Raw genomic sequence first — 19,377 nt, 5'->3', positions numbered from 1 at the left:
GCACGAAGGACTCTTATGAAAGCTGTGGTTATGGCAGGCGGATTCGGTACACGTATCCAGCCACTTACAAACTCTATCCCTAAACCGATGTTACCGATTATGAATCGACCAATGATGGAACATACTATAGTGAGTTTGCGGAATTTGGGAATCAAAGAGTTCATAATCCTCCTATATTTTAAACCTGAAGTTATCAAAGATTATTTCCAAGACGGAAGTAAATGGGGTATTAAGATCACGTATGTAGTGCCGGATGATGATTACGGTACAGCCGGTGCGGTTAAAAAGGCTCAAGAATACATCGGAGACGAAAACTTTATTATTATCAGCGGAGATTTGGTAACCGATTTTGATTTTCAGAAAATCTTTGATTATCATGAAGAGAAAAAGTCAAAACTGACCATTACACTCACATCGGTTGAAAATCCGTTGGAGTTTGGTGTCGTTATCGCGAATGAAGAGGGAAAAATAGAAAAATTCCTCGAAAAGCCGAGCTGGGGAGAAGTGTTCAGTGATACGATCAACACCGGAATTTATATCATCGAGCCTGAAATCTTAGACTATATTCCAAAAAATGAAAATTTCGATTTTGCGAAAGATCTGTTTCCGCTTCTGATGCGTAAGGGGATCGATTTGATGGCCGGACATGCTCAAGGGTATTGGCGTGATGTCGGAAATCCGGAAAGTTATCGTGATGTGTATGAAGATATTTTAAGCGGTAAAATTAAATTTGAGCTGGGTGGCGAAGCAATCAAATATCCTGACGGTGTATTGATCCATGAAGAGGATTTCAATATCGATGAGAGTGTCGAGATTGTCGGGATTGTCGTGCTTGGAAACGATGTAACAATCAAGCACGGTGCAAAACTGAATAATGTTGTTATCGGAAACAATGTAACGATCGGCTCAGGGTGCAAAATTCGAAATAGCGTTATTTGGGACGATGTTGAGATCGGTAAAAATGCCAATCTGGATGGATGCGTTATTTGCAATCATAATAAGATCGGTAAAAATGTTACCGCAAAATCGGGATTGATCTTGGCAGAGGGGTGTGAAATAGGAGTGTTGGTCACGATAGAAAAAGACGTCACTATCTGGCCGAACAAAATGATCGAAGATGCCGCTATAGTCAGCCGAAGTCTTATTTTAGGAAACAAATATAAAAATTCTATTTTTGAAGATGGAATGGTTATCGGAAAATCCAACGTAGAACTCTCCTGCGAAATGGCCACCAAACTGGCTGAATCCTTTGGAGCACAGCTTCCTATCGGTTCTACCGTGCTTGTCTCACGCCACTACGATAAAAGTTCACGAATGCTCAAACGGGCATTTTTAGGAGGTTTGCTATCCTCCGGAGTCGATGTCGTCGACTATAATGCAATCCCTTCAGCTGTCATGCGTTGCAGTCTTTCGTTTCATGAGAACTATACTGCCGGAGTCCATTTCAATCAAAAACTCGATGATCCTACGAGTACCGTGATTACGTTTTATAACAATGAAGCCCTCCGCATCAATAATGATGTAGCAAAAAAAGTGGAAAAAGCATTTTTCAAAGAGACGTTTCGTCGTGTTGATTACACTCAAATCGGGCAAATATTTCCTCTCGACCACAAACGAGAATACCATGAATATAAAAAAGGGATAGAAAGTATATTGCAATCGCATCGATTTAAATGTCTTGATTGCCGTATTGCAGTGGATGTAATGCACGGCTTGGCATCTGAAGTCTTTCCGACTATATTAAATGACTTAAATGTCGAACATATTATGTTCAATGCCTATGAAGATGAACAACGACTTGCAAATATCAATAATACGGCGAAACGCTCCTATGAGGATATGGGTGCTGTAATCCGAGCACTTCGTCTGGATGCAGGTTTTGTCCTTTTCCCTCATGGACAGCGTCTTGATATTATCAGTGATGAGGGGGTATTGCTTACCAAACAGACTTCATTGTATGTCGTACTCAGTTTGCTCAATATGGATGCAAAAGCTTCGGGAGAGAAGAAGAGGGTTTTCCTTCCGACCTGGGCAGCGGATATCGTTTACTTCGATCAACTTGAGATTGAACGTGGACAATACGCGAATTTTAAAGCGTCGAAAATGAAGACGTATGATTTGGTTGCTACCGGTGAGGGGAACTTTACCTTTACCGAATTTGCGACCCATAGAGATTCGATGTATGCCACACTGAAAATCTTAGAGATGATCGTTACTCATGGCGTGAAGCTTTCCGAGATCATCAAATCATTGCCTCATTTTTACTATGCAACGATTCAGCTTCCGTGTACTCAGGCATTAAAAGGAAAAATGATGCGTAAGTTCCTGGAAGATTCAAAAGGGAAAGAATCTTCTACTCTCGATGGAGTAAAAATTTGGTTTGATACCGATGATTGGGTTCTGATGATTCCGGATCAATACAATAATTCTTTGAACCTGACAATACAAGCGGCTACTGATGAAAAAGGTGAGTATTATACAAAACTGTATACCTCTAAAATAGAGGAGTGGAGTAAATCGTAATGGAGAAAATAACCTTACACCTCTCTTTTTTCTGGCACATGCACCAGCCCGATTACAGGGGAAGTGACGGGGTTATGAAAATGCCGTGGGTATTTTTGCACGCCATTAAAGATTATTATGAAATGCCGTGGCTGATGAGCCTCCATCCGGGTCTCAAGGCAACATTTAATCTCAGCGCTTCGTTGATCGAACAGATGCTTCTTTACAGAGAACCTTTAAAACATGATGCTTTTCTTTCATTATGGGTTAAGCATCCTGCTGAATTAAGTGATACTGAGCGAGAGTGGATCGTTAAACTCTGCACCTCAACGCAATATGAGACGATGGTACGTCCGATAGAGCGCTATAGTGGACTGTATTATCAGGAAACTTTTTCGGATGAAGAACTTCTTGATTTGGAAGTGGTGTTTTTCCTCGCTTGGTGCGGACATTATCTGCGTACCCAAAATGATTTTGTCAAAGCGTTGTTTTTAAAACAACAAGGTTACACGCAAGCGGATAAAAAAGAGTTGCTTGATACACTGAGCGGTTTTGTCCGGGAGATATTGCCGTTTTATGCCGATTTACAGCGTAAAGGGATTATATCCGTTTCAACGACTCCCTATTTTCATCCGATACTGCCGCTATTGATCGATATGGAAAACGGCTCACGTGCCAATGCGGCAACACAGTTACCTGCAAGCGCTTATTCTTTGATGGACGATGCACGCGAACATGTGGTACGTTCTATCGCATTATACGAAAGTGTTTTTCAGCGCAAACCAAGCGGTTTTTGGCCGGCTGAAGGTGCAGTCGATGAGAAAAGTATCGCTCTTTACAAAGAATATGGGATACAATGGATTGCCACGGATGAAGCAATCTTACATCGCACTCTTCAAAATAATTCAGCGTCGTCTCATTTTAAACCTTATAAATACGATGACGTTGCCATTGCTTTTCGCGACCATGGACTGAGTGATCTGATCGGATTTGAGTATCGTCATATGGAAGGTTTGAGAGCAGGAGAGCACTTTATGGAAGCTCTTCATCAGATTGCTCTGCGAGAAAAAAATCCCTATATTTCTGTCATAGTGGACGGAGAAAATGCATGGGAATTCTATCCCAATAACGGATTGGATTTTTTCAATGGACTGTATGGTGCTCTTTCGGCTACTCAATGGTGTAAAACCGTAACGATGGATGAAGTGTCACAGGAATCCAAGATTACAGTTTTAGATCATATCACTCCCGGAAGCTGGATACACGGAACCTTTGATACATGGGTAGGGCATCCTGAAAAAAATCGGGCATGGGAACTGATCTTCGAGACGCGTCGAGCTGTAGAAGAGTATGGACTGAATAACAAAGTAACGGAAGAGATTCGATACCATCTTTTGGCATCGGAGTGCAGCGACTGGTTTTGGTGGTACGGTGAAGATCATTTTACGGAGTTTTCATTAGAGTTCGATGCACTGTTTCGAGAACATCTGATCCAGATTTATCGTTTGATGGGTAGGGAGATACCATCGCATTTATGGGATAGTATTATTTCAAATGCCGCAGCAAAACCTACAACCCGTAAACCGCATAATCTGATTTCCCCGGTAATCGGCAATCCGAACAGCCCCTTTTTCGCATGGGTCGGAAGCGGTGTAATCGATGAACGCGGCGGCTTTTCGACGATGGATCGCGTTCGCGGACCTATTGATATTATTTACTATGGTTATGACGATACTTCCTTTTACGTGTCATTGGTAGGAATGATTATCGGTACACGTGAAATGCACGTTGCTGTAATCATTCAAGAAACACAGCAGCGTATAATACTAGATCCGAAGGCCGTTCGAAACCGTTTGGAATTTGCACTCTCTCGCGAGTTTTTTAGTTCGAATAGGACATTGCATTTGCGGTTTGAATTGCTCCAGGAAGATACAGTTATCCAGACGATGCCGGCAAACGGTTTCTTATTGCTTGAGCTGGATGATCACTTTACAAACGACTGGTTTATATAGGAGAAAGTATGAAGACATCACTGCTGTTTGGAATCCATATGCATCAGCCTGTGGATAATTTTGACTGGGTTATCGAACTGGGAATAAAAACGTGCTATGAACCGTTTTTCGAGGTGATGAGCCGATATCCCGAATTTAAATTTTCGGTCCATTGCAGCGGCTGGCTGATGGAGCGGATAGAACAGTTGCGCCCCACACTGTATGAGAAAATTGTAATGCTTGCGAAAAAAGGAAGCATTGAGTTTTTCAGTGCAGGATATTATGAACCGATTTTGAGCGTTATCCCATCACGTGATCGGGTTGCACAGATAGGACGGTTGAACGATTCGATTGCAGAGCGATTTTCACAAGTCCCTCAGGGGCTATGGCTTACCGAACGGGTATGGGAGTCCGCTTTGATCCCCGATCTGAACCGTGCAGGGATCAACTATACGGTTATGGATGATTACCATTTTCAATGTGCCGGATTTGATAAAGAGGTGTTGGACGGCTATTATATGAGTGAAGAGGGGGGAGTTCCGATGGGACTGTTCCCGATCAGCCAAAAACTCCGCTATGCGATACCGTTTTTAAACGTCGATAGTGCGATTCGTGCAATCAAATCGTATAACCGCGAAAACGATTCGGCAGCAATCATATTTGATGATGCGGAAAAATTCGGAATGTGGCCCGGAACGCATGAGTGGGTCTATGAAAAAGGGTGGCTGGAAAAATTTGTCCAAACGGTTCTAGCCGATGAGTCCATTGAAACACGTCATTACGGAGAGTATTTTAATTCTCACCATCCTCGCGGCATTGCCTATCTGCCGAATGTTTCGTATTATGAAATGGGTGAATGGAGTCTAAAAGCCGATGATGCGCTGGCCCTTGAAGCATTGAAAGAGGAGATGGGACTGGAGCGCTACGAGCGCGAAGGGGTAAAGTTCCTCAAAGGGGGAACGTGGAAAAACTTTTTTGTTAAATATCCCGAATCCAACCGATTGCACAAACGAACTATCGAACTCTCTCGCGCGTTTCATGCAGGCGAAGGAGATTTTGAACTTCCTTTGCACAAAGCCCAAACGAATGATTCGCTCTGGCATGGAGTATTCGGAGGACTCTATCTTCCTAACTTGAGAGACAACGCTTATACGTATGTCATAGAGTGTGAAAATATCCGTTATGGCAAGAAAAAAGCATTGGTGAGTGACACCAATGAACTCGACGGTTATCCTAAATACAAGTCGGTATCCTCCAAACTGATTGCCCGTTTTGATGCAGCGCACGGAGGACAGCTTGTAGAACTCGATATTCGCGACAAGTGTTTCAATTATCAAAACACTTTGACCAGACGTAAAGAGGCATACCACAAAAGGTTGTTTGAGGCTCCGCGTGAAAAATCGGCTCCGATTGAAGAGGGAATCGATACGATCCACCATGCAAGCGGTTCGTTCGATGATTCGCTTCGAGATGCCATTATCTATGATTGGTATTTGAAAAATTCGTTTATCGATCATATCAGTGACGATAGTTTTAACGCTGAATCGTTTCGTCATTGTAATTTCCGTGAATACGGTGATTTTGCGAATCAGCCTTTTGAGTCCTCAATGGGCAAGAATAGCCTTACATTTGAGCGAAACGGCGGAGTCTACAGCGAGGGAAAAGCAAACACAAAACTGACTAAGAACTTTTCTTTCGGTGCGGATACGATCGATTTTTCAATCCTATTGGAGAGTGAGGCTTCAGGGAAATTTAACTACGTAATGGAACATAATCTCCATTTTTCCGATTATGACAAACTTCGTATCAACGGCATATCACTGGAGGAAAACGGAACGCTCGAAGGTATCCAAAGCGTTGAGATCATTGACACCGTATTAAAGAAAAAAATCACCTTCCGTACAGACAGAGTTTTTAGTGCACACTATTTTCAGCTTCAAACGCTCTCTCAAAGCGAGCAGGGATTTGATTTGAGTGTTCAAGGTCTCAGTATCGCGTTTATTTTTGATTTTGAATCCTCACTAAACGTTGTAGGTACACTGGAGATAACGCGTGTCTGAAATTCGCTATGATCGTTTGCACGATTCCCATGTCATTATTGCTCCCGAACGTCTTCAGCGCCCTGATAACACGCGTGAGGAGACATCGGTATCATTAGAGTCGGAATGCCCCTTCTGCGATGGAAATGAAGCGATGACTCCCAAAGAAATTTACGCTATACGTGAAAATGATAGTCTCAGCAATCATCCAGGCTGGCAGACTCGGGTCGTTCCCAATCTCTATAAGGCTGTAGCGATCGAAGTGCCCCATCAGCATCATAATGGAGCTTTTGAGTATTGGGACGGATTCGGTGCGCATGAGGTTATTATCGATACTCCGGTTCATTATCGTTCAATGACCCAATGGAACCATCATGACATGCTCTCTTGGCTTAGAACACTTCGAGAGAGGGTTGATGATTTACGGCGTGATCACCGTATCACCTTCATTTCACTGTTTAAAAATGAAGGTTATGATGCCGGTTCCACCCAAAGCCATTGCCACACACAGCTGATCGGCTTGCCTCTCGTGCCAAAATCGCAGCGCGATTTTTATCGTCGAAGCCGTGAGTATATGTATAACCATAATCGCTCAATGATGGAATCCATCATAAGCGATGAAGAGGATGCTGAGATACGGATGATCGATAAACGCGGTGATTTCAATGCTTTTTGTCCCTTTGCCAGCAGTTATCCTTTCGAGGTTATGATCGGATCGAAAAAATGTGTCGGTCAGATTGATACGGTAAGTGATGAACATTTGGATGAGCTTGCATCATTGCTTGTTTCGGTTATGCAGAAACTATCAATACAGTTAAATAAATTTGCCTTTAACCTCTGGGTTTCAACACCGCCGTTAGGGGATGAGTCACACTTATGTGATGCACATCGTCTGATTGTCCGGATCATGCCCAGACTTTACAGATTCGGCGGATTTGAAATCAATACCGATATGATGATCAATCCGGTGGAACCGGAATTGGCAGCAAAACTTTTACGAGGAGATAATCATGGCTAAAAGAGTGTTGTTCGCGGCGAGCGAGGTATATCCATTTGCAAAGACCGGAGGATTGGCGGATGTAGCGCATAGTCTTCCAAAAGCGTTATGCGGTCGGTATGATGTTCATGTCGTACTGCCTCTGTACCGGTCGATTGATCGAGATAAATATGATATCACTCTTTTGAATGAACCCTTTAACATTGAGATGGGTGGAGTAGAGTATACGATAGAGATATACGGATGTTTGTTCGAGGGGGTAGAGTACCGTTTTGTGTATGCTCCGCTGCTGTGCGAACGTGATTTTCTCTACGGTCCTCCTGAGTGCGGTTATGAAGACAATGCGTTGCGCTTTGGACTGTTTTCACATGTCCTCGCTGCATTGATCCGAAGTGAACATTACGATATCCTTCATCTCAATGACTGGCAGTGTGCATTGGCTGCATTACTCATACGCGAAGATCCGACGATACCGACTAAAACGCTTTATACCATCCATAATTTGGCATATCAAGGGATTTTTGAAGCGGATGTTTTGGGACAGATAGGGATAAATAGCGGCTATATGACCATGGATGCACTAGAATTCCATGGTAAAGTCAATTTCATGAAAGCGGGTATCGCGTATTCGGATACTATCACGACGGTCAGTCCAAATTATGCCAAAGAGATTTTAACGCATGAATTCGGGTGCGGGTTGGAAGGCTTCATAGAGTTTCATCGGCCTAAGCTTCAAGGGATTCTCAACGGAATCGATTCAGAGCATTTTTCACCTATGAGCGACACTGCACTGGTCAGTACGTATAAAAATGTCAAAGGGAAGAAAGCTTCTAAAAGTGATATTCTCAAACACTTTGGTCTCAAAGGGGCCACGAAATCGCTTTTTGTTTTTATAGGACGTTTTACCGGACAAAAAGGGATCGATCTGCTCATCGAAACGCTTCCGAAAATGGCAGCTTTGGAATGCAATATTGCCATTTTAGGAGATGGTGAAGAAGAGTACCATACGGCTTTGAATGCTATTACGCAGAGTTATAAGAATGTCAGTCTGTATATGGGGTATGATGAAGCGTTATCGCATCGCATGTATGCAGCAAGCGATTTTCTCCTGATGCCCTCATTGTTTGAGCCGTGCGGACTGAATCAAATGATTGCGTTTGCGTACGGATCATTGCCGGTTGTTCATCGTGTCGGAGGATTGGCCGATACCGTGAAAAAATTTGAAAACTACAAAGAGGGGAGTTCTGCGGGCTACGGAATCGTCTTTAACTCTCCTACCACCCGCGCTCTGTACGCAGCGGTACAAAAAGCATGTGAGCTCTATGTCGATAAAAAGAGATTCGACGAGATTGCCAACCACAACATGGGATGTGATTTTTCCTGGTCTGAGAGTGCAAAAATCTACAGTCGTCTCTATGAGAGTATATCGAAGTAAAAAAACTTTATAATTGATAGTGATATGAGTGCGTTAAAAGGAAATTGATGAATAAACTTAACATTTTGATCGCTGCATCTGAAGTAGTGCCGTTTGCCAAAACAGGCGGTTTGGCGGATGTGGTAGGAGCACTGCCGAAAGCGCTTCGTGCTTTGGGACATGATGTTCGGGTCGTGATGCCGCGGTACTATATCGTAGATCGGGAAAAATACGCTCTTACGCCGATGGAAGGTTCTCTCGGGGTACCGATGGGGATTATGGGTGAAGAGTGGGCCTCGGTTTATGAGGGTCTATTGCCGGGGAGCGATGTTCCCGTCTATTTTATCGAGCATGAGGGATATTTTGGACGAAAAGGGCTCTATGAAGAGGATGGATTCAGTTTTAACGATAACGACAACCGGTTTATCTTTTTTTCCCGTGCCGTGATGCAGCTCTCCAAAATGCTCCGTTTTCATCCCGATGTGATTCATGCCAATGATTGGCATACGGCTGCGCTTCCTGTGATGCTTAACACACTGTATACCTACGATCCGGATTTTGCTTTTACGGGTTCTTTGCTTACGATCCACAACCTTCAGCATCAGGGGAGATTTTATAAGGGGCTGATGGATGTCCTCGGAATCGGCTGGAATCATTTCTATGAGCTTGAAGAGTACGATGGGGTCAATCTCCTCAAAGGGGGGATTATTCATGCAGATGCCATCACTACCGTCAGCCGAAAATACGCCGACGAGATCCGTACCTCGGAATTTGGCTGGGGTTTAGAGAGCCTGATCGATCATCTATCGTATAAACTCTACGGGATACTCAACGGAATCGATTATCAAGAATGGAGCCCAGCTGAGGATTCATTTATCGCACAAACGTTTGATGCAGAGGATATGAGCGGTAAAGCGCTCTGTAAAGATGCCTTACAGGAAACATTTCATTTGCCTAAAAGAGCCGATGTTCCTTTGATCGGATTGGTCGGTCGGCTTGCAGAGCAAAAAGGGATTGAACTTCTGGCGCATGCGATCTGGAAACTTTTGGAAATGGATATTCAGATTGTGATGCTCGGTGCCGGAGAGAAGTGGGCAGAGCATTATTTCAGCGATATCGCCCATAAACACCCCGATAAATTCGGCTGCTTTATCGGATATCGAAATGATCTCGCACACCAAATCGAAGCAGGCAGCGATATGTTTTTAATGCCCTCTTTGTTTGAACCGTGCGGTTTGAATCAGATATACAGTCTTCGATACGGGACTCTTCCGATCGTACGCGCTACCGGCGGGTTAGACGATACGATCGAAAACTATCAAAACGACCAAATGCACGGCACTGGGTTCAAATTTTACGACGCTTCGTCCGATGCGCTTGTGAATACTGTCGGATGGGCGGTTCATACATGGTACAATGATCGTATAGGATTTGAACAAATGCAGAAAAATGCTATGAGTAAGCGTTTTGACTGGAATGGTTCCGCACTCGAATACGAAGCGCTGTACTACAAGATTTCAAATGGGAGAAGAGGGCAATGAATAACCAAGATCACCCCATAAATTACAATATGTCCAGATTGAGTGAGATGGATATCTATCTCTTTAAACAAGGGACGCATACAAAGCTCTACGATAAGCTTGGTGCCCATGCAATGGAGCATGAGGGAAAAGCAGGTATTTATTTTGCCGTATGGGCTCCAAACGCATCGTATGTCAGCGTAAGGGGAGATTTTAACCATTATGACACTTCGTCTCATCCTCTGCAGCTACGAGGCGATGAATCGGGAATCTGGGAAGGTTTTATTGAGGGCGTAGAGCAGGGACTCACCTACAAATATCATATTGTTTCCAAATTCCATAACATTGTTCACGATAAAAGCGATCCGTTTGCATTTTACAGCGAACAGCCGCCTAAATCGGCCTCTCGTGTCTGGAGTCTGGAAGGGTATGACTGGAAAGATCAGCATTGGATGCGGGATCGTCATCTGAGCAATGCGCACGATGCCCCAATCAGTGTGTATGAGATGCATCTGGGGTCATGGCGCAGAAAGGTAGAGGAAGATAACCGTCCTTTGACGTATCGGGAACTCTCTATCGAGCTTGTGAATTATTTGAAAGAGATGAACTACACCCATGTCGAGTTTATGCCGCTGAGCGAGTATCCCTATGACGGTTCATGGGGGTATCAGGTTGTCGGGTATTTCGCCGCTACGGCGCGTTACGGGACACCTCAGGATCTTATGTTTCTCATCGATGCCCTGCATGAAAACGATATCGGCGTGATCATGGACTGGGTTCCGTCACATTTTGCAGTTGATATGCACGGATTGATCAATTTTGACGGTACGGCACTTTATGAGCATGACGACCCGCGTCAGGGATTTCATCCGGAGTGGGGAAGCATCATTTTTAATTACGGTCGTAATGAAGTACAGTCTTTTTTGATCAGTTCGGCGATGTTCTGGCTCGATAAATACCATATAGACGGCATTCGCGTTGATGCCGTTGCCTCGATGCTGTATCTCAACTATGCGAGAAAAGAGGGTGAGTGGATCCCTAATGAATACGGCGGGAATGAAAATCTCGAAGCGATAGAGTTTTTGAAAAAACTCAATGTCAGCGTATACGGCGAGTTTAGTGATATTATGATGATTGCCGAGGAATCGACCGCCTATCCGATGGTAACCCGTCCGGTGGATATCGGGGGATTGGGTTTCGGTTTCAAATGGAACATGGGGTGGATGCACGATTCGCTCAAATACATGAGTTATGATCCGATTCATCGTCAGCACCACCATCACCAACTGACGTTTAGTATGTGGTACGGGTTTGATGAAAACTTTATGCTTCCTCTGAGCCATGATGAGGTCGTTCACATGAAAGGCTCTCTTATCAATAAAATGCCGGGAGATGCCAACCAAAAATTTGCCCATCTCAGAACACTGTTTGCGTATATGACGGCACATCCGGGGAAAAAGCTCCTCTTTATGGGGGGAGAGATTGCACAATACGCCGAATGGAATTTTGAACGTTCTTTGGATTGGCATTTGTTGGATAACCCGATGCATAAAGGGTTGAACAAAATGGTCTCAGATCTCAACCGTCTCTACCGTGATGAGCGCGCCTTGCATATGTATGATGTGATGCGAGAGGGATTTGAGTGGATTGATGATCGTGATTACAGCCACAATTGTCTAAGCTTCGTGCGAAAAAGCGATAATCCGGCTGATGACATCTATGTTGTTTGCAACTTTGCAGATGCGACGCGTGAAAATTATCATATGGGTGTTTTGCAAGAGGGGGAATACGTTGAAATATTCAACTCCCAATCTTCATTATATGAGGGGTGGAATATCGGCAACAGAGAACCGCTCCATACATTTCATGCTTCGACTCATGGGAGGGAATACTCTATTTCTATGACATTGCCTCCGCTGGGGGTTGTGTATCTGAAACAAAAATTGATCGATAAATCGGTACAATAATCTTATAAAAGCTAATTAAAGAAGAAAATATGATACTCCATGATTATGAAATCGACCCAAAATACTCTACCAGTGTTGCATACTTTTCTATGGAATTTGCTATTCATCAAGCTCTGAAAACGTATTCAGGGGGTCTGGGATTTTTGTCCGGTTCTCACATGCGAAGTGCCTACGATCTGCGTCAAAATGTTGTTGGTATCGGAATATTATGGAGCTTCGGGTATTACGATCAATCCCGACACGAAGACCGCAGTTTGGAGATGGAGTTTATCCGAAAACATTACTACTTTCTAGAAGACCTTGGCGTCCAGGCAGTCGTTAACATCCATTCCAAGGATGTCTCTATTAAGGCATTTTATTTGCCGCCCAATGTATTCAGCTCCGCACCTATTATTCTCCTTTCTACCGACATTCCCGAAAATGACTTTTTGGCCCGTACTATTACCCACAAACTTTATGATGCGAATGAAGAGACTCGAATATCGCAAGAGGTTGTATTGGGTATCGGTGGGGTAAAAGTCCTCGAAGCATTGAGACAAAAGATCGATATTTATCATATGAATGAGGGACATGCACTTCCGTTAGTATATGAACTTTATGCGAAATATCGGGATATGAATGAGGTTAAAAAACGGGTTGTATTTACAACTCACACTCCTGAAGATGCGGGCAATGAACAACACAATATAGAATTGCTCCATAAATTCGGTTTTTTCAATGGGCTAGACTTAGGTACCGTCCGTAACATCATGAATATGACGGATAATAATTTTAATCTTACGGTAGGAGCGTTACGCTCTTCCAAGATTACTAATGCCGTATCTAAAATACACGGTGAAGTTGCCAATCGTATGTGGCAAAATTGTGAAGGACGTTCCGAAATCATTTATATCACCAATGCCCAGAATAGACGTTTTTGGTCGGACAACGGTATGCTCGCGGCACTCGATGAACATGAAGACTATGCTCTTATCGGACGAAAAAAACATCTCAAACGCAACCTGTTTAATGTAGTTGCCGATCAGACGGGTAAAATGTTTGATCCGGATATTTTAACGATTGTGTGGGCTCGACGTTTTGCCGAATACAAACGTCCCGGACTGCTCAAACATGATTTTGCCCGTTTTAAATCTCTATTGGAACGTACCGATAAACCGATTCAGGTCATTTGGGCGGGTAAACCGTATCCTTTCGATACCAACGCTATTAATGCATTTAATGAACTTATCTATATCAGCCACGGATTCAAAAATATGGCCGTACTCGTAGGATACGAGTTGGAACTCTCCCGTATCCTGAAAAAAGGTTCTGACGTATGGCTCAATACACCGCGTGTCTCACGCGAAGCGAGCGGTACGAGCGGTATGACGGCGAGTATGAACGGTTCAATTCACTTTTCTACTAATGACGGATGGCATCCGGAATTTGCCAAACACGGATTCAACGCCTTTACGATTCCGCCGATCGATCACAGTACTCCGATCGAGGTGCAAGACCGTGAGGATAACAAAAATATGATGGATATTCTCGAAAATGAGATCATTCCGATGTATTATGATCGTCCGGAACAATGGTGCCAGATGATGAAAAGTGCGATGAGTGATGTAATTCCGGCCTTTGACTCTGGTCGTATGGTGCATGAATATTATGTGAAGATGTATAATTACTGATGAATTGTTTTATAATTTTTGCTATACAATGAGTAAAATGAATGATAATAAAATTTAAAAGTGAGTGTGTGTGATTAAGATTATAAATACCGAAGAGTTTTCCTATTTTTTACGAGTCAATAGAAATGAAATCATTAAAAGATGGATGGCTAAAAATGAGGTACAAAACGTACTTCATCGACACTCTTTGCCTATAATCGAAAAAAATACCCATCTCTTTTATGAGTTCTGCGATTGTTTTATCAGTGTGATCGAATGGCGTGCAACGGTTTCCGAATGTCATGTCAAGATCGAATTTCTACAACTATTAAATAACTACAACGTAACCACTGCCGATCTGTTTTCATTGATTACAAAACTAAAAAATGCCATTGAAGAGATCATTTATGAAAATGGGAATCTCTCTTTCGCCTTACAAAGTGAAATCGAATCCCTCACATTGCAAATGGGTAATGATTTAGCAAGCAACTTTGAGATCATTATTGGCGGCAATCAAAATTATAAAAGTGAAAACTCCAATCTTTTGGCCGAATATAAAAAAGCGGTCGATCTGAGCAATATCGTCTCTAAAACGAACCCGAAAGGGGTTATCACCTATGTCAATGATAAATTTTGCGAGATATCAGGCTACAGCCGAGATGAGCTTGTCGGAAAACCGCATAATATTATCCGACATCCCGATATGCCCAGAGAAGCGTTTAAAGATCTTTGGGACACTATAAAAGCAAAAAAAAGTTGGAACGGCGTAGTCACCAACATGAAAAAAGAGGGGGGACAGTACATTGTTGATACGACGGTTATCCCGATTTTGGATGTGGATGGCGATATTGTAGAATATATTGCGATACGCCACGACATTACTGAACTCGAAGAGACGAAACAGCAGCTCAAAAACATTAACAAAGCAATGAAGAACAAGGTTGACGAACTCTATTCGATGACCAACACGTTGGAGCAAAAAGCCTACAAAGATAATCTTACCGGAATCAATAACCGTGAAAATTTTGAAGAAATTTTTGCGTTGGAGATTGGCAGTGCTAATCTCAATAATCAGCCATTGAGCCTTATCATTTTCGATGTGGATAATTTCAAACTGGTTAATGATACCTATGGGCATCAAGCCGGAGATATACTACTCAAAGATGTGGTGAGCCTGATAGCAAACAATATCAAAAACGGAGATATCTTCGCACGATGGGGAGGGGAAGAGTTTGTGATTCTTACCCCTGCTACGGATCTTAACGGTGCATATAATTTAGCCGAAAATCTACGTAAACTGGTTCAAACGTATATGTTCAAGTATGTCGAAAATACTTTGACCCTCAGTTTCGGGATCGCCCAGCTCTCTAAAGAAGACACCAAAAAATCCCTTTTTGAAAAAGCGGACAAAGCGATGTATGAAGCTAAAAATAACGGTAGAAACAGAACTGAGATATATCAGGGATAAATCCAGTTTTGGATCATTTCCACTGAAAACTGTGGTTATAGAGCAGCTTGTTTTTGCGGAAGATCAAATCCATCTGCTTTAGAATCGTACTGAGAATTTTGATGGTTTCCAGTGCGTATTCCCCTTTGTTCAACATAACACACTCGGCCTTGTGCGCAAAGGCGACGTCGGAGATTTCGGCTCGGCTGGGGATATTTGTCTTCATTTTACTTTCCAAGACCTGAGTTGCCAATATCACCGGCATGTGTGCCGCAGTACACAGGTCAAGAATCTCTTCTTGCATATACGCCAGATTTTCAAATCCGATCTCTATAGCCAAATCTCCGCGCGCTATCATGACTCCGGAGTTGCCGTATTCGATGAGTGCTTCGAGGATTTGAGGCAGATTTTCTACCCCTTTTTTGGTCTCGATTTTAGCAACGATGGAAATTTCCCCTTTTTTCCCCAGAACGTCCAGCTGATTGATTAAATCCCGTATGTCTTCGGGTGTTTGGGCAAATGAGATTCCGATGATGTTTGCATACTCGCAGATATAAGGGAGGATCTCTTTATCATGTTCTGTGATGGCTTGGATATCGATATTGCTGTCGGGGAAATTGATCCCTTTTTCATCTTTGATACTACTGCCGCCTTCTTTATGTGTCAAGACGCTGCAGGCGATATCATTTCCATGGATCGCTTCGATAAGCATTTCGATCTTTCCGTCATCGACAAAAACTCTGTCACCGACTTTTACCAGATTACCCAGCTGTTCAAGCGTACACCCGATAATCGCTGCATAGTGTTTCGGTTTTTTTTCCAACGGAGGCTGATTGGCGGAACGGATCAGTACTTTTTCTCCGTAATTGACTTTTATTTTTTTTACTTTATCGGGGTCTTTTTTGGATTTAAAGAGAGATGTTCTGATTTTTGGACCGGCGAGATCGACATAGATACGCAAATCTTTACCGCTGGCATAGCGTTCAAGTTTAATCAACTCTGACATATCGTTCCATGCCTCGGTTGAATCATGTGCGGTATTAATCCGGAAGAGATGTACTCCCTCATGAGAGAGATTGGAAAACCAAAATTCATCGTCCGCATAGTCGGAAGGGACGGTTATCATAATTTTAGTTTTATCGCTTGATGTGGAAAAAATTTCGCTGTTTTTATCCATTATCGCATGAGACGCTTCATAACTTAACACCGCCTGTTGCACTATTGATTCTTTGCCCAAAGCATGCGAGAGCATCTCGATAGCGACATTGATGCTTGCTTCAATATGTCCTTGTGACCGGCCGAATGAGGAGAGCCCGACTTTGGTCAATTCATCTTGAAGTTGAGAATAATCGTGTTTACGAAGATTTAGATATTGCTTCATATTGAGCAAAGAAACATTGATTTGATCACTCTCAATGCCGGATGTCATTTTTTCTTTTAAGTCCAATAATTTGTCGAGCAGTTCGGTTAAAAAAGCATTTTCCATCGGTCACTCCGGATTTGATTGGATTGATTATAATACTAATAGTACGATAGAAATGTTACAAGTGTTTTTCTGATGTCAGATGTTAAGAATTTTGGTGTAATATATGTGTAATTTGGATACTCTAATGTTCCATAAGCTTTACAAAAGAGGCAAATGATGATTAGCAATATTATTACGATGGGCGGGGTTAAAAGCCTCAAAGATATTGACGTAACCGGAAAAAAGGTTTTGATCCGTGTCGATTTTAATGTCCCAATGGATGCACAGTACAACATATCCGACGACAGCAGAATTCGTGCGGCTCTTCCGACAATCAATTATTGCATCGATCATAATGCTTGTTCGATAACATTGGTGAGTCATTTGGGTCGTCCGAAGGGTGGATATGATGAACGCTATTCGCTTAAACATATTCAAAAACGACTGGAGCGTCTGCTTCAGAAACGGGTCGAATTTATCGACGATTTGGATACCTTAAAAACCGAAAATGCCCAGTGCTCGATCGAACGGATTTTTTTGTTTGAAAACATCCGATTTTATGAGGGTGAGAAAAAAAATGATCCCGAGTTTTGCAAACAACTCGGCGGACTCTGCGATGTATACGTAAATGACGCATTTGGGACATCCCATCGTCGGGATGCTTCGACGTACGGAATAGCGGATTATGTCGAGACGAAGGTGGCAGGCTTTTTGATGATGCGGGAAATCGAGGCGTTTACAAAAGCGCTTGAAAATCCGATCCGTCCGATTGCACTGGTTGTCGGAGGCTCCAAAATCTCTACTAAGATTACGTTGTTGACGTCGGTAATGCAAAAAGTGGACAAACTGATTATCGGAGGGGCGATGAGCAATACTTTTTTGCAAGCGCTTGGCTATGATATGAAAGGATCATTGGTAGAGGAGGATTTCCTCGAAACGGCAAAAGAAGTACTCTCAGAGGCAAAACAGCATCATGTAAAAGTATATTTGCCTGTGGACGTCGTCATTACGGATTCTATTGAGCATCCGATCGATGTTAAAGTCGTTCCGGTACAAGATGTTTTAGATGGATTTCATGCCGTCGATATCGGACCCGCTACATTGAAACTCTTCTCTGAAGCGATTGAGCTCTCAAACACGATAATATGGAACGGACCGATGGGGATTTATGAGATCAACCAATTCTCAAAAGGGACCTACAAGCTGGCAACCATCATCAGCGAAAGTTATGCTTACAGCATTGTCGGCGGCGGGGATACGGTCGATGCCGTCGAAAAAGCGGGGGAGAAAGAAAAATTCAGTTTCATTTCGACCGGCGGAGGGGCAAGTTTGGAATTGCTCGAAGGGAAGATACTTCCCGGATTTGAGAAATTGGATCGAAAATCATAACGCGGAGGCTTGAATGGTAACATTTTATACACGCGATAATAAGATTTTTACCGCAACATCTTTAAGTGCAATCGAATCGCCCTCTGAGGTGAAGAATATCGTTTGGATTGATATGCTTCACCCCTCGGTAGATGAAATTCTGCAGATTGAAACATTGTTTGATATTAAGATTCCTTCCAAACAGGAACGTGAAGAGATCGAAATAAGTTCACGCTATTGGGAAGACAATCGCAGTATTATCATCAATTCGTATTTTTTTGCGTCATTCTTTTTTGTCGAAACCGCCAAATCGCATTACAATGAGAGTATCAGTTTTGTCTTACAGGATGATATCCTCTTTACGATTCGTGATAAACAACTTCAAACGTTTGAGATGATCCACAAGATGCTCACTTCCCACCCAAAAGAGCTCTATAACGGATACGACGTATTTATGCAAATATTTGACATCCGGATCGATCAGGATGCCGATTTACTGGAATATGCCGCAAATGAAAGCGATGACATCCGTAAAAAGCTTTTATGGGAATCAGACGGCAAGTCCGAAGATACGCTACGCAAAATTTCGACACTGCAGGGATTTACCCTAAAGGTACGTCAATCGGTCTTTGATAAACGCCGTATCTTGACGGCTTTGGCAAAATCGACCAAACTTCCGTCGAACATCAAACAAGACGTGGTCATAATGATCAAAGATATTAACTCGTTGGTCGAGTTCATTACGATTGACGGCAATACTCTCGATAACCTCCAAAATCTCTTTTTGGCTCAGACGAATATCGAGCAAAATAAGATCATCAAACTCTTTACCGTAGCAAGCGTCGTTTTGATGCCTCCGACATTGATCGCGAGCATTTACGGGATGAACTTTCATTTTATGCCGGAACTGAGCTGGACATTCGGGTATCCGATGTCATTGATGATGATGGTGATTGCAGGAGTGATACCGCTGATCTATTTTCGCAACCGCGGTTGGTTGTAACGGGGGGAATAACTC

The 19,377-nt window shown here is 42.9% G+C and carries 12 protein-coding genes; 11 read left to right on the top strand and 1 reads right to left on the bottom strand.

Annotated elements, in window-relative coordinates; all coding sequences use genetic code 11:
* The first annotated feature begins 15 nt into the window (after positions 1 to 15).
* From PHP90_RS03670 to PHP90_RS03630, 9 genes are all read left to right on the top strand, one after another.
* Positions 16 to 2,523, top strand: a complete 2,508-nt coding sequence (locus PHP90_RS03670) for a sugar phosphate nucleotidyltransferase (protein WP_299925408.1) — start codon at positions 16 to 18, stop codon at positions 2,521 to 2,523.
* Positions 2,523 to 4,514, top strand: coding sequence for a glycoside hydrolase family 57 protein (locus tag PHP90_RS03665; RefSeq protein WP_299925406.1), 1,992 nt, complete (start codon positions 2,523 to 2,525; stop codon positions 4,512 to 4,514). Before PHP90_RS03670 ends, PHP90_RS03665 begins: the two co-directional genes overlap by 1 nt.
* Positions 4,515 to 4,522: 8 nt before the next feature.
* On the top strand, positions 4,523 to 6,553 hold the full coding sequence (locus tag PHP90_RS03660) for an alpha-amylase/4-alpha-glucanotransferase domain-containing protein (protein ID WP_299925404.1): 2,031 nt from the start codon (positions 4,523 to 4,525) through the stop codon (positions 6,551 to 6,553).
* The gene (locus PHP90_RS03655; RefSeq protein WP_299925401.1) at positions 6,546 to 7,550 is read left to right on the top strand and encodes a UTP--glucose-1-phosphate uridylyltransferase; all 1,005 of its coding nucleotides are present in this window, start codon (positions 6,546 to 6,548) and stop codon (positions 7,548 to 7,550) included. The genes PHP90_RS03660 and PHP90_RS03655 overlap by 8 nt, the downstream gene beginning before the upstream one ends.
* Positions 7,543 to 8,964 carry a glycogen/starch synthase gene (locus tag PHP90_RS03650; RefSeq protein WP_299925398.1) on the top strand — a complete coding sequence of 474 codons (1,422 nt, stop codon included), beginning with the start codon at positions 7,543 to 7,545 and terminating at the stop codon, positions 8,962 to 8,964. The genes PHP90_RS03655 and PHP90_RS03650 overlap by 8 nt, the downstream gene beginning before the upstream one ends.
* Before the next feature lie 47 nt (positions 8,965 to 9,011).
* On the top strand, positions 9,012 to 10,484 hold the full coding sequence (gene glgA / locus PHP90_RS03645; protein ID WP_299925395.1) for a glycogen synthase GlgA: 1,473 nt from the start codon (positions 9,012 to 9,014) through the stop codon (positions 10,482 to 10,484).
* Positions 10,485 to 10,513: 29 nt separating this feature from the next.
* Positions 10,514 to 12,430, top strand: coding sequence for a 1,4-alpha-glucan branching protein GlgB (gene glgB / locus PHP90_RS03640; protein ID WP_299925391.1), 1,917 nt, complete (start codon positions 10,514 to 10,516; stop codon positions 12,428 to 12,430).
* 29 nt (positions 12,431 to 12,459) lie between these two features.
* The gene (glgP, locus tag PHP90_RS03635) at positions 12,460 to 14,100 is read left to right on the top strand and encodes an alpha-glucan family phosphorylase (RefSeq protein WP_299925388.1); all 1,641 of its coding nucleotides are present in this window, start codon (positions 12,460 to 12,462) and stop codon (positions 14,098 to 14,100) included.
* Between the two features lie 70 nt (positions 14,101 to 14,170).
* Entirely contained in the window at positions 14,171 to 15,547 is a 1,377-nt protein-coding gene (locus tag PHP90_RS03630; RefSeq protein WP_299925384.1) for a sensor domain-containing diguanylate cyclase, read from the top strand.
* Between the two features lie 13 nt (positions 15,548 to 15,560).
* On the opposite strand, the gene PHP90_RS03625 is transcribed toward PHP90_RS03630, so the two are convergent.
* The gene (locus PHP90_RS03625; protein ID WP_299925381.1) at positions 15,561 to 17,012 is read right to left on the bottom strand and encodes a pyruvate kinase; all 1,452 of its coding nucleotides are present in this window, start codon (positions 17,010 to 17,012) and stop codon (positions 15,561 to 15,563) included.
* Positions 17,013 to 17,168: 156 nt separating this feature from the next.
* Here PHP90_RS03625 and PHP90_RS03620 point away from each other — a divergent pair, with 156 nt between their 5' ends.
* Complete coding sequence (locus PHP90_RS03620; RefSeq protein WP_299925438.1) at positions 17,169 to 18,380, top strand: phosphoglycerate kinase; 1,212 nt, start codon at positions 17,169 to 17,171, stop codon at positions 18,378 to 18,380.
* A 13-nt stretch (positions 18,381 to 18,393) separates the two neighbouring features.
* Entirely contained in the window at positions 18,394 to 19,362 is a 969-nt protein-coding gene (gene corA / locus PHP90_RS03615) for a magnesium/cobalt transporter CorA (protein ID WP_299925378.1), read from the top strand.
* The last annotated feature ends 15 nt before the right edge of the window (positions 19,363 to 19,377 follow it).

Source organism: Sulfuricurvum sp. (assembly GCF_028712165.1).
Taxonomy (GTDB): Bacteria; Campylobacterota; Campylobacteria; order Campylobacterales; family Sulfurimonadaceae; genus Sulfuricurvum.
Note: the sequence above shows the minus strand (reverse complement) of the source record. Positions and strands in the feature narration are given on the sequence as shown.

Coding starts and splice junctions, on each gene's coding strand:
- PHP90_RS03670 (WP_299925408.1), top strand. CDS start 16: ATGAAAGCTGTGGTTATGGCAGGCGGATTCGGTACACGTATCCAGCCA.
- PHP90_RS03665 (WP_299925406.1), top strand. CDS start 2,523: ATGGAGAAAATAACCTTACACCTCTCTTTTTTCTGGCACATGCACCAG.
- PHP90_RS03660 (WP_299925404.1), top strand. CDS start 4,523: ATGAAGACATCACTGCTGTTTGGAATCCATATGCATCAGCCTGTGGAT.
- PHP90_RS03650 (WP_299925398.1), top strand. CDS start 7,543: ATGGCTAAAAGAGTGTTGTTCGCGGCGAGCGAGGTATATCCATTTGCA.
- glgA (WP_299925395.1), top strand. CDS start 9,012: ATGAATAAACTTAACATTTTGATCGCTGCATCTGAAGTAGTGCCGTTT.
- glgB (WP_299925391.1), top strand. CDS start 10,514: ATGTCCAGATTGAGTGAGATGGATATCTATCTCTTTAAACAAGGGACG.
- glgP (WP_299925388.1), top strand. CDS start 12,460: ATGATACTCCATGATTATGAAATCGACCCAAAATACTCTACCAGTGTT.
- PHP90_RS03625 (WP_299925381.1), bottom strand. CDS start 17,012: ATGGAAAATGCTTTTTTAACCGAACTGCTCGACAAATTATTGGACTTA.
- PHP90_RS03620 (WP_299925438.1), top strand. CDS start 17,169: ATGATTAGCAATATTATTACGATGGGCGGGGTTAAAAGCCTCAAAGAT.
- corA (WP_299925378.1), top strand. CDS start 18,394: ATGGTAACATTTTATACACGCGATAATAAGATTTTTACCGCAACATCT.